This window comes from Streptomyces poriferorum, assembly GCF_019399235.1.
GTDB classification, from domain to species: domain Bacteria; phylum Actinomycetota; class Actinomycetes; order Streptomycetales; family Streptomycetaceae; genus Streptomyces; species Streptomyces poriferorum.
Map to the genome: position 1 here is coordinate 1 of NZ_JAELVH010000222.1, position 12,909 is coordinate 12,909.

At 71.7% G+C, this 12,909-nt stretch carries 11 protein-coding genes; 6 read left to right on the top strand and 5 right to left on the bottom strand.

The annotated features are described in order from the left end of the window. Window positions 1-145: 145 nt before the first annotated feature. The gene (locus JGS39_RS29450) at window positions 146-952 is read left to right on the top strand and encodes an HAD family hydrolase (protein WP_219572735.1); all 807 of its coding nucleotides are present in this window, start codon (window positions 146-148) and stop codon (window positions 950-952) included. Window positions 953-1,092: 140 nt separating this feature from the next. Here the strand turns inward: JGS39_RS29450 and JGS39_RS29455 are convergent, their stop codons facing one another. The 5 genes from JGS39_RS29455 to JGS39_RS29475 form a co-directional block, all read right to left on the bottom strand. Continuing rightward, entirely contained in the window at window positions 1,093-1,683 is a 591-nt protein-coding gene (locus JGS39_RS29455; RefSeq protein ID WP_219572737.1) for a TetR/AcrR family transcriptional regulator, read from the bottom strand. A 202-nt stretch (window positions 1,684-1,885) separates the two neighbouring features. After that, on the bottom strand, window positions 1,886-2,776 hold the full coding sequence (locus tag JGS39_RS29460; protein ID WP_219572739.1) for an ABC transporter permease: 891 nt from the start codon (window positions 2,774-2,776) through the stop codon (window positions 1,886-1,888). Further along, a complete protein-coding gene (locus tag JGS39_RS29465) occupies window positions 2,763-3,716 on the bottom strand; it encodes an ABC transporter ATP-binding protein (RefSeq protein ID WP_219572741.1) in 954 nt (317 codons plus the stop codon). Before JGS39_RS29465 ends, JGS39_RS29460 begins: the two co-directional genes overlap by 14 nt. 93 nt (window positions 3,717-3,809) lie before the next feature. Further along, entirely contained in the window at window positions 3,810-5,033 is a 1,224-nt protein-coding gene (locus tag JGS39_RS29470; protein ID WP_219572743.1) for a LolA family protein, read from the bottom strand. A 225-nt stretch (window positions 5,034-5,258) separates the two neighbouring features. Next, window positions 5,259-6,269 (bottom strand): polyprenyl synthetase family protein, encoded by a 1,011-nt coding sequence (locus JGS39_RS29475; protein ID WP_219572745.1) that lies wholly within the window; start codon window positions 6,267-6,269, stop codon window positions 5,259-5,261. 156 nt (window positions 6,270-6,425) lie between these two features. Between JGS39_RS29475 and JGS39_RS29480 the strand changes: the two genes are divergently transcribed. From JGS39_RS29480 to JGS39_RS29500, 5 genes are all read left to right on the top strand, one after another. Then, window positions 6,426-7,925, top strand: a complete 1,500-nt coding sequence (locus JGS39_RS29480; RefSeq protein ID WP_219572747.1) for a peptide MFS transporter — start codon at window positions 6,426-6,428, stop codon at window positions 7,923-7,925. A gap of 10 nt (window positions 7,926-7,935) precedes the next feature. After that, window positions 7,936-9,930: a CocE/NonD family hydrolase gene (locus JGS39_RS29485; protein WP_219572749.1), complete on the top strand. Its 1,995-nt coding sequence runs from the start codon at window positions 7,936-7,938 to the stop codon at window positions 9,928-9,930. A 139-nt stretch (window positions 9,931-10,069) separates the two neighbouring features. Then, window positions 10,070-11,299, top strand: a complete 1,230-nt coding sequence (fahA, locus tag JGS39_RS29490) for a fumarylacetoacetase (protein ID WP_219572751.1) — start codon at window positions 10,070-10,072, stop codon at window positions 11,297-11,299. After that, window positions 11,296-11,973, top strand: coding sequence for a GOLPH3/VPS74 family protein (locus JGS39_RS29495; protein WP_219572753.1), 678 nt, complete (start codon window positions 11,296-11,298; stop codon window positions 11,971-11,973). The genes fahA and JGS39_RS29495 overlap by 4 nt, the downstream gene beginning before the upstream one ends. Window positions 11,974-12,104: 131 nt before the next feature. Then, window positions 12,105-12,875, top strand: a complete 771-nt coding sequence (locus tag JGS39_RS29500; RefSeq protein WP_236064245.1) for a GntR family transcriptional regulator — start codon at window positions 12,105-12,107, stop codon at window positions 12,873-12,875. Window positions 12,876-12,909 lie beyond the last annotated feature (34 nt).

The following is a 12,909-nucleotide window of genomic DNA, read 5'->3' on the forward strand; positions in this document are numbered from 1 at the left end:
CCCCGACGCCCACCCCGACGCCCGGCACACAGCCTGTACGTTTCCTCCCGGTACGCCCCCACATCCTCCGGGCCGCCTCCCACACCGGACCATCGCCGCAGGTCAGCGCCACACGGCCGGAACCGGATCTCCCTAGGCTTGCCCCATGCCCCTCCCGCCCGCATATGCCCTCGTCGCCACGGACCTGGACGGCACCCTGTTGCGCCGCGACGACACCGTGAGCCCCCGCACCCGCGCCGCGCTCGGCCTCGCCGCAGCCGCAGGAGCCCGGCACCTCGTGGTCACCGGGCGGCCGGTACCAGGAGTACGGGCGCTGCTCGCCGCCCTGGACTACCGGGGGCTCGCGGTCTGCGGTCAGGGAACGCAGCTGTACGACGCCGGGGCGGGCCGCATCGTCCGCACGGCCGCCCTGGACCGGGAGCTGGCCGACGCCGCACTCGGCAAGATAGAGGCGCAGGTCGGCCAGGTCTTCGCGGCGGTGGACCAGGACGGGCCCGCCGGACGGACCCTGACAGAGCCCGGCTACCTCATGCCACACCCATCCCTCCCGGCCCACCGGGCACTCCACCGGGACGAGTTGTGGGCCGCCCCGGTCATCAAGGTGCTGATCCGCCACCCGGACCTGGACGACGACGCCCTGGCAGCCGCCGCCCACGCGGCGGTCGGCGACCTCGCCACCGTCACGCTGTCCGGCCCGGGGACGGTCGAGCTCCAGCCGTACGGGATCGACAAGGGCGCCGGCATCGCGGCGGCCGCCGACCATCTGGGCCTGGACCCGAGGACCGCGATCGCCTTCGGTGACATGCCCAACGACCTGCCGATGTTCCGCAGCTGCGGCTACGGCGTGGCGATGGCGAACGCCCACCCGCTCCTGCGCGCCGCGGCGGACGAGGTCACCCTGTCCCACGAGGAGGACGGGGTCGCGGTGGTCCTGGAGCGCGTGTTCGGCTGACCCCACGGCGGCGGCCCCAGAAGTCGGCAGAGAAGTGGGTGCGGCTGCCCCACTGTTACGGGCCCAGCTTCATGGCTGAGCGCTCACATCGCTCTCGACTCCGGGCTGCGCGAGCCCATGGGGCCACCCGGCTCCGCCCGTCAGTTCTCCCCCGCCCCCAGCGACCGCAGTACGTGTCCGACCATGGATGCCACCGTCTCCGCGTCCTGCATCGGCTTGCGCAGGACGTGGCGGTAGTAGACCGGGCCGTAGAGCATCTCCACCGCGAGGCGCAGATCGGCGCCCGGTGGGATCTGGCCCTGGTCCTGGGCGGCGCGCAGGCGGTCGACGGCTGCTTCGAAGCGGGGATCGATCAGTTGGGTGCGGACCGTTTCGGCCAAAGCGTCGTCGTGGTGGAGCTCGGAGAGTATGCCGGCGTACGCGGGGCCGAAGGGCGGTTCGGCGAGGAACCTCACCGCGGCCGTCACATGGGTGCGCAGGTCCGTGGCGATGTCGCCGGTGTCGGCAAACGGGGTGGCGGTGACCAGTGACTCCGTGAACGCCTCCAGCAGCACCGCGCTCTTCGACGGCCACCAGCGGTAGATCGTCTTCTTGCTCACGCCCGCCCGGGCCGCGATGGCCTCGACCGTGACGCGGCCGTAGCCCTTCTCCGTGCAGAGGTCGAGGGCGGCCTCCAGCGTCGCCCTGCGTGAGCTCTCGCTCCGGCGCAGCGAACTCGGCGATGTGATCATTCGGTGAGCATAGGTCCGATCGAGCCAATCCTTGTTGACAGTCAGTCGCCAGAAGTCGAACAATGCCCATGCGGGAAACGGAACGTGCCGTGTCGGCTCGTTCCTTACCTTTCGCACCGTTCGTGCCGTTCGTGCCGCGACGAGCCGATCGGGGGACGGCTCGCCGGCCGACGGTACGGGTGCCGGAGCCGGGCCGATTCCCTCAGGCGGTGATGTCCTTCGCCGTGAACCGGGCCCAGGCCGCCGAGCCGAACACCGCCGCGTACAACGCCTGCAGCTCCAGGTTCTTCAGCACCTCGTCCCAGTAGAACGGCTCGCGCAGCAGGTCCGAGAAGGACAGCCAGTAGTGCGAGAAGAGGTACGGGGAGATCCCGCTCAGCTGCGGGATCGCGTCCAGGATCTGCACGGTGATCAGGACCCCGACCGTCGCCGCCATGGCCGCGATCCCGCTGTTGGTGAGGGTCGACACGAAGAGGCCGAGGGCCGCGAAGCCGATCAGTGACGCCGCGACCGCCACCGCGACGAGCACCGCACGAAGCAGCCCCTCGCCGAAGCTGATCCGGGTCCCTGAGATCGTCGTGAGGTCGTCCACGGGGAAGAGCAGCGCGCCCACGGCCAGCGCGGAGGCGGCGACGACGAGGGTCGCGATCAGGCAGAAGACCAGGGTGGCTGCGTACTTGGCGAGCAGCAGCCGGGTCCGTCCGGCCGGTGCGACCAGCAGATAGCGCAGCGTTCCCGCGCCGGCCTCGCCCGCTACGGAGTCGCCCGCGATGACGCCCACCGCCATCGGGAGGAAGACCGGGAGGACCGCGGCGAGGGAGGCGAAGACCAGGAAGAGACCGTTGTTGGTGACCTGGGAGAGGAATGCGGGGCCCGCGCCGCCCCCACCGGGACCGGCCGGCGAACCGTCGGCCGTCTCGATGCGGACGGCGATCCCGATCAGTACGGGGACGGCGGCCAGCACACCGAGCAGGGCGAGGGTGCGCCAGCGGCGCAGGGTGGTGGTCAGTTCGGAGCGCAGGATGCCGAGCGTCCACAGCGGGCCCAGCCTGGCCGTGGTGGTCCCGGCCGGCGCGAGTTCAGCCTGCGACATCGAATCCCTCTCCGGTGAGTGCGACGAACGCGTCCTCCAGCGAGGCCCGTTCGACGCCGAAGGAACGGACCCGGATGCCGCCGTGGACCAGGGCCGCGTTCAGGTCCGCGAGTTCGACGGTGCCGGCCGGGGCATCGGCCCTGACTCGGTCGCCGTCGAGGGTGATGCCGGTGATGCCGTGCTCCTTCAGGACGCGGGCGGCGTCGGCCGCGTCCGGTGTGGTGACGGCGAGCCGGCCGAGGGAGCCCGCGGCGAGGTCGGCGACGGGCCCCTGGGTGATCAGCCGGCCCCGGGCCATGACCGCGGCGTGCGTGCAGACCTGCTCGATCTCGTCGAGGAGGTGGGAGGAGAGGAACACCGTGGTGCCCTCGGCGGCCAGCTCCCGGATCAGGGCGCGGATCTCCCGCATGCCCTGCGGGTCCAGGCCGTTGGTCGGCTCGTCCAGGACGAGCAGGCGGCGGGGCCGGAGCAGGGCGGCGGCGAGGCCGAGCCGCTGCTTCATGCCGAGCGAGTAGGCCCGGGCCTTCTTGCCGGCCGCGGCTGCCAGCCCGACCCGTTCCAGGGCGTCACCGACGCGGGCGCCGCGGGTGCGCGGGTCGGCGGTGGGGTCGGCGCAGTCGAAGCGCACGAGGTTGTCCCGGCCGCTCAGGAACCCGTACAGCGCGGGGCCTTCGATCAGCGCCCCGACCTGGGGCAGCACGGTGCGGGCCGCGTCCGGCATGGGGCGGCCCAGGACGCTCGCGGTGCCGGACGTCGGATCGATCAGGCCCATCAGCATCCGGATGGTCGTGGTCTTGCCCGAGCCGTTGGGCCCGAGGAAGCCGAAGACGCTGCCGCCCGGGACGGCGAGGTCGAGCCCGTCGACGGCGAGCTGGCCGCCCCGGTAGCGCTTGGTGAGACCCCGGGTCTCGATCACGGGCACGGTGCCGGCCTCTGTCATGTGTGCTCCCCAGGTCGCGTCCGCCCCGTCCCACCGTACGGAGGCTACGGCGGGACGGGGCGGCGCCGGTGCGAAACGGCGTACGACGTGGTGTCAGCCGGCCTGGTTCGCCGCGTTCACCAGCGCGTCCTTGGTGACCGCGCCGACGTAGACACGGCCGTCGTCCGTCATCAGGGCGTTGACCAGGCGGGTCTTGAAGACCGTGCCCGAGCCGAACTTCCCGGTGACCTTGTCGCCGAGGGCGTCGAGGAACTGCTGCGCCCCGGCCGGTACGTCTCCCGGTTCCGCCGACGGAAGGGCCGCCCCGCCGGGGGTCTTGATCTCGGCGACGGTGTTCCAGCCCTTGCCGATCACGTTCATGCCCTCGAAGGCGCTCAGGCCGCCCATCGCCTTCTCGGCCTCGGCGTTCCCGTGGCCTTCCGCCTCGTCCGCCTCGGTCACCTCGGCGCCCTTGGGCGGGGTGAAGGAGAAGGAGGACGCGTCGGGCTTGCCGAAGTCGACCGTGGTGAACCCGGCGTCGACCGCCGCCTTGCCGCCGCTGCTGGGCCGCAGGGTGAACTTGAGCGGTACGCCGTTCTCCGCGTCCACCGCGACGGTGACCGAGCCGATCGTGGAGCCGCTCTGCTCGGGCTTGATGACCAGCCGGTACGCGTCGCGCCCGGCGACCTGCGCGGTGCCGTCGACCGTGACGGACGTCGTGCCGTCGGCGGCCTTCAGTGCCTGCTCGGCCAGGGCCTTCGGAGTGGTGGGAACGCCTTCGGGGGCGCTCTGCCGCTCCTTGCTCCGGCCTGCCTCCTTCTCGGCGTGGTAGACCGCGTTGGACTTGCTGTCGTACGCCCAGACCTGGTCCCCGTTGTGGATCAGGCTGTATTCGGACGCGTCGTCCAGGATGGACAGGCGCTGCTTGTCGGGGCCGTCGGCGGCCACCCGGAGGGTGTGGGTGCCCGAGGCCAGTTCCGTGAGCTTCTTCTGCGGGTCGGCACTCGCCGAGCCCTTGTCGCCCGCGCCGTCGGGGACGAAGGAGCCGGACAGGCCGCCCATCGACGGGATCCCGAGGTCGGTGCTGATCTTCACCGTGCCGGAGAGCTGCTGCGTGTCCGAGGCGGCGATCTTCTCGATGAGTTCCTGCGCGGTGATCTTCGGCAGATCGGGGTCTCCCGAGCTCGCGAGCGCCGGGACCAGCCCGATCGTCGCGGCCGCCACCCCCGCCACCGCGACGGGGACGATGTAGCGCACCGCCTTCCGGCGGCCTGCGCCGGCGCCCGTGGTGCCCTGCGCTGCCGAGCCGTTGGTGTCTGCGCTGTCGTTCGGTGCCATGTGTGCCCTACCTCCGTGGTCGGCGGCTTCCGTCCGGATGCACTCGTCCACTCCGTGCCGCCATTCTCGCCCGTTCCCGGTCAGGAGTGGTTGTTCTCCATCTGACCAAATCGGGCGGCTTCAGGCGTCAGCCCGCGGGAGCAACTCCGCGTACCTCTTCGGTATGACACCGAGGGGCGGTTCCTCCCCCGCCCCGTAGGGGTCGGGGTTGGGGAGGGGAGGTGCTCAGCCCGCGCGGTGCACCACGGCGTCGCACATCTCTTCCAGCGCGTCCTTGGCGTAGCACGAGGGCAGCGGCGTCAGGGTGGCCCGCGCCTCCTGCGCGTACCGGACCGTGTCGCGTCGTGCCTGGTCGAGCGCCGGGTGGGCGCGCAGGCGGCGCAGGGCCTCGTCGAGCCTGCCGGGCTCGTTCAGGTCGCCGTCCAGCAGCTCGACAAGCTCCACGTCGTCCGGCTTGCCGTCGGCCGCGGCCTGCGCCCTCAGGTGGAGTACCGGCAGGGTCGGAATGCCTTCGAGGAGGTCGGTGCCGGGGGTCTTGCCGGACTCGTGGGAGTCGGACGCGATGTCGAGGACGTCGTCGGCGAGCTGGAAGGCGACGCCGAGGCGCTCCCCGTACTGGGTGAGGATGTCGGTCGTCGACTCGTCGGCGCCGGACATCATCGCGCCGAAGCGGCAGGCCACGGCGATCAGCGAGCCGGTCTTGCCGCGCATCACGTCGAGGTAGTGCTCGACGGGGTCGCGCCCGTCGCGCGGGCCGGCGGTCTCCAGGATCTGGCCGGTGACCAGGCGCTCGAACGCCTCGGCCTGGATGCGAACGGCCTCGGGGCCGAGGTCGGCCAGGATGTGCGACGCGCGCGCGAAGAGGAAGTCGCCGGTCAGCACGGCCACCGAGTTGCCCCAGCGGGAATTGGCGCTGTCGACTCCGCGGCGTACGTCGGCCTCGTCCATCACGTCGTCGTGGTACAGCGTCGCGAGGTGGGTCAGCTCGACGACCACGGCGGCGGGCACCACGCCCGGGGCGTCGGCGTCACCGAACTGGGCGGCGAGCATCGCCAGCAGGGGACGGAACCGTTTGCCGCCCGCGCGCACCAGGTGCTGCGCCGCCTCCGTGATGAAGGGCACCTCGCTCTTGGTGGCATCGAGCAGCCCCGACTCGACAGCAGTCAAACCGGCCTGGACACCGGCCTCAAGAGCCTGGTCCCGCACGCTCAGTCCGAACGGCCCGACGACGGTCACGAGGGGATCTCCTGTCTGCTGACGATCACACGGAATGTCGATGTGTCGCTGCCATCACTCAAGTCAGCGTATCCGGTCCCCTTTGGATCACCGTGGGCGCCTTCCCGCCACCGCCGGTATGTTCGGGATCAGCTCATACGATCAGGAGTCACCCCTTTGTCCCACACAGCCGCAGACACCGAAGCCGCCCAGCCCCCGCCGGGCGACGACCACGCCTTTTTCGGCCAGCCCCGAGGCCTGATGACCCTGTCCGGCCTGGAGGTCTGGGAGCGGTTCTCGTTCCTCGGCATGCAGGCGATCCTGGTCCTCTACTTCGCCGACGCCGTCAGCAACGGCGGCATGGGGATGGAGGCCGGTACCGCCGCCTCCGTCTCCGCCGCCTACGGCACCCTCGTCTACCTGGTCTCCGTGGCCGGCGGCTGGCTGGCCGACCGGATCCTCGGCTCGTACCGCGCCGTCCTGTACGGCGGCATCCTCATCGCCTGCGGGCACTACGCCATGGCGGTGCCCACCGACGTCATGACCTGGGTGGGCCTCGGCCTGATCAGTGCCGGAACGGGCCTGCTCAAGCCCAATGTCGCCACCATGGTCGGCAAGCTCTACCGCACCGACGACGAACGCCGCGACGCCGGCTTCGCCCTCTACTACATGGGCATCAACATCGGCGCGTTCCTCGGCCCGCTGATCACCGGCTGGCTGGGTGACCACGCCAGCTGGCACTGGGGGTTCTCGGCCGCCGCGTTCGGTATGACGCTCGGCCTGATCCAGTACGTGCTGGGCCGCCGTCACCTGGCCGGGCGTAAGAACTCCGCCGAGTTCGCCCTGGCCCCCGGACCCATGCGCCGGGCGGTCCGCCTCATCGTCATCGGTGTCGTCGTGGTCGCCGCCGTCGCGACCGCGCTGGCCCTGGCGGGCTGGCTGACGATGGACCGCTTCGTCGACCTGCTCACCCTCGTCTCCGTGATCGCGCCGGTCGTGTACTTCGCGGTGATGTTCCGGAGCCCCCGGGTCACCGCGGAGGAACGCGGCAGGCTGCGCCCGTACGTGGTGCTGTTCCTGGCCTCCGTCGTGTTCAACTTCATCCTCTTCCAGGCGTACTCGACGATGATGCTGCTCGCGTCGACCAACGCCCGCACGGAGATCTTCGGCTTCCACTTCCCGGCCAGCTGGTACGCCTCCGCGCTCGGCGCCTTCGAGGTGGCGCTCGCTCCGGTGGTCGCGGCCGTCTGGGCGAAGATGGGGCCGCGCCAGCCACACGCGTCCAACAAGATCGCGATCGGGGTGATCCTCGGCGGGCTCTCGTTCCTGCTGATGGTCCTGCCCACCTCCGGGCACTCCTCGGACACGTACAAGATGGCCGCCTGGTGGATCGTCGGCTCGTACCTGCTGCTCGGGCTCGGCGACATCCTGCTGGAGACCTCCGGCATGTCCGCGACCACGAAGCTCGCCCCGAAGGCGTTCGCCAGCCAGACGATGGCGCTCTGGTTCCTCTCCCTGGCCCTCGCCAACGGCATCCAGGCACAGATCGTGAAGCTGTACGGCGAGGTCTCCAACCCCGCCTACTTCGGTGTCAATGGCGCTATCGCGGTGGCCGCCGGTGTGGCCGTCATCGCCGCCGCACCCTGGCTCAAGCGCACCATGCACCCCGTCCACTGAGGTAGCCCCCATGCACATCCAGACCTCCTTCCCGTACGAGACGACCCGCGAGGACATCTACGTCCCGCTGCCGGACGGCACCCAGCTGTACGCCCGGATCTGGCGGCCGGTGACCGACGAACCCGTGCCCGCGCTGCTGGAGTACCTGCCGTACCGGCTGAGCGACTGGACCGCGCCGCGGGACTGGCAGCGCCACCCCTGGTACGCGGGCCACGGCTACGCCTCGGTCCGGGTCGACGTGCGCGGCCACGGCAACAGCGAGGGCATGCCGGGCGACGAGTACGACGCGACGGAGCTCGCCGACGGGGTCGCCGTCATCCACTGGCTGGCCCAGCAGGAGTGGTGCTCGGGCCGGGTCGGCATGTTCGGCATCTCGTGGGGCGGCTTCAACTCGCTCCAGATCGCCGCGCTCGCCCCCGAGCCGCTGAAGGCCATCGTCACGGTGTGCTCGGCCGACGACCGCTACGACAACGACGTCCACTACATGGGCGGCTCGGTCCTCGCCGTGGACATGCACGCCTGGGCGGCCACCATGCTGGCCTTCGTCTGCCGTCCGCCGGACCCGGCGGACGTCGGCGACGACTGGCGGCAGATGTGGCTGGACCGGCTCGAAGCCGTGGACCCGTTCATCCACACCTGGCTGGCCCATCAGAGGCGCGACGACTACTGGAAGCACGGCAGCGTCTGCGAGGACTACTCCGCCATCAAGGCGAACGTCCTCGCGGTCGGCGGCTGGCACGACCCGTACCGCGACACGGTGCTCCGGCTCGTCGAGCACCTGGACCCGGCGAAGGTCCGCGGGCTGATCGGGCCCTGGTCGCACCAGTACCCCGACCGCGGACTGCCGCCCGGGCCCGGCATCGGCTTCCTCCAGGAGACGCTGCGCTGGTGGGACCAGCACCTGAAGGACAAGGACACCGGCGTCATGTCCGAGCCGCTGCTGCGGTCCTGGATCAGCGAGTCGCACCGGCCGGCCACGGTCTACGAGACGCTGCCCGGCCGCTGGGTCGGGGACACCAGCTGGCCCTCGGAGAACGTGTCGCCGGTCGCGTACGCCCTCCAGGGCGGGCCGCAGATCGTCGACTCGCCGCAGCAGACCGGGCTGGACGCCGGCCGGTTCTTCCCGTTCGGCAACGACGCCGACCTGCCGCCCGACCAGCGTGACGAGGACGCCAAGTCGGTCTGCTTCGAGTTCCCCGTGGAGGCAGCCCCGATCGAGATCCTCGGCCGCCCCCGGGTGAAGCTGCGGATCCGGATGGACGTCCCGCGCGGCCAGGCCGTCGCCCGGCTCTGCGACGTCGCCCCCGACGGCTCCTCCACCCTCGTCACCCGCGGCGTCCTCAACCTCGCCGCCCGCGACGGCAGGGACCGCACCGAGGACTGGCCCGCCGGCGGGACCGAGGACGTCACCTTCGACCTGAACGGCATCGGGCACACCTTCCCGCCCGGCCACCGGATCAGGCTCGCGGTCTCCTCCTCGTACTGGCCGTGGATCTGGCCGCAGGCCGGTTCGAAGGGCTTCACCCTGGACGCGGACGGCAGCTTCGTCGAACTCCCGGTGCGCCGGCACACCGAGGATCCCGCGATCCGCTTCGAGGAACCCGAGCAGTCCGAGCCGCTCGGCGTCGTCTTCCCCGTCACACTCGACGAACAGCGCCCCGAGCGGCTGGTGGTCCGTGACGTGGCCAAGGGCGAGTGGCGGATGGAGGTCGACCCCCGGTACGGCGGCACGCGCGTCTACCCGGACGGCCTGGAGTTCACCGAGGACGCGGTGGAGACGTACACGATCCAGGAGAGCGATCCGCTCTCCGCGCGCACCCGCTCCGACTGGACGATCCGGCTGCACCGGCCGGAGATGTCCTGGGACGTGCTGGTCGAGACGCGCTCCGAGATCTCCGCCGACGCGGATGACTTCATCACCTCCAACGAGGTGGTCTGCAAGGAGGGCGGCGAGGTCGTCTTCCACCGGACCTGGGAGAAGCGGATTCCGCGCACGGCCGGGTGAATCCCGCCGCCGTGTCCCCGTGTTCGCGGGGATACGGCGGAACTTTCCGGGCATTGGGGATGATTGAGGCACTGCCGCTGGGGGATGTCCCCCACGTAACGTGTCCCCCACAGCGACCTGGAAAGCGAGGCAGCAACAGATGCCCGAGCAGAGCAGCCCGCTCGAACTGGCCGAGGGCGATCCCTTCGGCCCGCACCACCTTCCGTACGGTGTCTTCTCCACCGCCGACCGGCCCGGCGAGCGGCGGGTCGGCGTCCGCATCGGCGGCCATGTGCTGGACGCCGGGGCGGCCGCGCACGCGCTGGGTTCGCCCTATGCGCAACTGCTGGCCCAGCCCGACCTGATGGCCCTGTTCGCGGCCGGCCGCACCGCCTGGAGCGATGTGCGCCGGGCCCTGACCGCCTGGGTGACGGTGCCGGCCCACCGCGCGGACATCGAGCCGCTGCTGCACCCCGTCGACTCCGTCACGCTCCACCTGCCCTACCGGGTCGCGGACTACGTCGACTTCTACGCGAGCGAGCACCACGCCACCAACGTCGGCCGGATCTTCCGCCCGGACGGCGACGCGCTCACCCCCAACTGGAAGCACCTGCCGATCGGTTACCACGGCAGGGCGGGCACGGTCGTGGTCTCCGGTACGGATGTGGTGCGCCCGGCGGGACAGCGCAAGGCCCCCGCCGACCCGGCTCCCGTCTTCGGCCCGTCCGTCAAGCTGGACATCGAGGCCGAGGTCGGATTCGTCGTCGGCGTCGGTTCGGAGCAGGGCCGGCCGGTGCCGCTGGCCGACTTCCGCGACCACGTCTTCGGTCTGTCGCTGCTCAACGACTGGTCGGCGCGGGACATCCAGGCCTGGGAGTACGTCCCGCTGGGCCCGTTCCTCGGCAAGTCCTTCGCCACGTCCGTGGCCGCCTGGGTGACACCGCTGGAGGCCCTGGACGCCGCCCGGACCGCGCCGCCCGCCCGGGACCTCCCGCTGCTGCCCTACCTCGACGACGCGGACGAGGAGGAGCCCGGCGGCTTCGACCTGCGGCTCTCCGTCGCGATCAACGGCCAGGTCGTCTCGGAGCCGCCGTTCTCCACCATGTACTGGACGGCGGCCCAGCAGCTGGCCCAGATGACGGTCAACGGCGCCTCGCTGCGCAGCGGTGACCTGTACGGCTCCGGCACCATCAGCGGCGCCGAGCCGGCCCAGCGGGGCTCGCTGCTCGAACTCACCTGGAACGGCCGCGACCCGCTGGAACTCCCGGAGGGCAAGCGGACCTTCCTGGAGGACGGCGACACGGTGACCCTGACGGCCTGGGCCCCGGGCCCGGACGGCACCCGCGTCGGCCTCGGCGAGGTCACCGGACGCATCGTGCCCGCGGCATGAACGGGCCCTTAGGACCCACGCTGCCCGAGGAACTGCTGCTGCTCGCGCTGGACCCGCAGCGCGGCACGCCGTACTGCCGCAACCGGATCCTCGAGTACGCGCTGGCCGGGGCGGCCCTGGCGGAGCTGGAGCTGCAGGGGCGGGTCACCGGACAGCGCGGCGAGATCCAGGTGATCAACCCGCTGGAGCCGCCGGACCCGCTCCTGGCCGCACTGATGCGGAGCCTGCCCGCTCCGGGCAAGGGCCGCTCGGGCGTCCCGGCCCAGGGCTGGGTCCGGCGCGCCGGGCAGCCGGTCGGGGGCATGTATCTGGAGGCCGCGGTGCAGCGCGGTGTGCTGCTCCGGGAGACCCGCCGCTTCCTCGGCCTGGTGCCCTACCACCGCCACCCGGCGGGGCCGCAGAGCTACGCGGCCCACGTCCGGGAGCGTTTCGCGGCCGCCGGGCGGGCCGGGCTGCCGGACCACCGCAGCCGCGCACTGGCCTCGCTCGTCGCGGCGGCCGGCCTCGATCGGCGGGTGCCCGGCGCCGGACTGACGTCCCGTTCGGCGATGCGGTCACTGATCCACGAGCGGTGGCCCGCCGAAGCGGTGTACCGCAACGTCCGCCGGGACGCGTCGGATCGTTCCGGGAGGCGGGCAGGACGGGCGGGGACGATCTCCAGCAGCGGCTCCTGACCCCGCACCGGTGGCAGATCTTTCTGCTGCGGACCACATCCGCGCAGGTCACAGCCGTTCCGTAACGGCCCCCAAGTGGCGCAACACTGCGGCAACACCATCTCCGCCACGGCGTCGGTATGGTCCACCGCATGCCAGCCGAACGCATCCGTGAGCACACCGTGCCCGTCGCCGCCGCCCGCCGGCGCCGGCTGCGTGCGGACGGCGCCCGGCTCCTCGCCGACCTGTTGCGCCACCAGGTGCGCACGGGTGCGTTCCCGGGTGGCGTCCTGCCGTACGAGGACACCATCGGCACCGACTACCGCGTCTCGCGCAACACCGTCCGCCAGGCCCTCGATCTGCTGCGCGGCGAGGGAATCGTCGAACGGCAGCCGGGGGTCGGCACCGTCGTCGTCGGCGAGCGGTACCCGCACGCCCTGGACCGGCTCCAGGGGCTGGCCGAGACCCTGCACGAACACGGCAGGGTCACCAACGAGGTCCGTACCGTCGGACCGGTCCCCGCACCCGCCCCAGTCGCCCGGCGGCTCGGCGTGCCGGAGCACACCGACGTGCTCTACATCGAGCGCCGCCGGCTGCTGAACGGGCTGCCGCTCTCCCTCGACCTCACCTACGTCCCGATGGACCTCGGGACCGGACTCCTCGGCGCCGACCTGGAGAACACCGACGTGTTCCGGCTGCTGGAGTCCCTGGCCGGGCAGCCGCTGGGCAGCGCCGACATCACCCTGGAGGCCGTCAACGCCGACGCGCACTCCGCCGCCGTCCTGGAGATCCCGCGCGGCTCCGCCGTCCTGATGCTGGAGCGCCTCACCCATCTCGCCGACGGACGCCCCGTCGACCTGGAGTTCATCCGGTTCCGCGGCGACCGCATCAGCATGAACGCCCTGCTGCACCGGTCCTGCTGACCCTCCTCCCCCCCTCCCACAACCCCTTCCCTGG

Bases quoted from the DNA above. Each gene is read 5' to 3' on its own strand.
- JGS39_RS29450 (WP_219572735.1), top strand. From the start codon at position 146: ATGCCCCTCCCGCCCGCATATGCCCTCGTCGCCACGGACCTGGACGGC.
- JGS39_RS29455 (WP_219572737.1), bottom strand. From the start codon at position 1,683: ATGATCACATCGCCGAGTTCGCTGCGCCGGAGCGAGAGCTCACGCAGG.
- JGS39_RS29460 (WP_219572739.1), bottom strand. From the start codon at position 2,776: ATGTCGCAGGCTGAACTCGCGCCGGCCGGGACCACCACGGCCAGGCTG.
- JGS39_RS29465 (WP_219572741.1), bottom strand. From the start codon at position 3,716: ATGACAGAGGCCGGCACCGTGCCCGTGATCGAGACCCGGGGTCTCACC.
- JGS39_RS29470 (WP_219572743.1), bottom strand. From the start codon at position 5,033: ATGGCACCGAACGACAGCGCAGACACCAACGGCTCGGCAGCGCAGGGC.
- JGS39_RS29485 (WP_219572749.1), top strand. From the start codon at position 7,936: ATGCACATCCAGACCTCCTTCCCGTACGAGACGACCCGCGAGGACATC.
- fahA (WP_219572751.1), top strand. From the start codon at position 10,070: ATGCCCGAGCAGAGCAGCCCGCTCGAACTGGCCGAGGGCGATCCCTTC.
- JGS39_RS29495 (WP_219572753.1), top strand. From the start codon at position 11,296: ATGAACGGGCCCTTAGGACCCACGCTGCCCGAGGAACTGCTGCTGCTC.
- JGS39_RS29500 (WP_236064245.1), top strand. From the start codon at position 12,105: ATGCCAGCCGAACGCATCCGTGAGCACACCGTGCCCGTCGCCGCCGCC.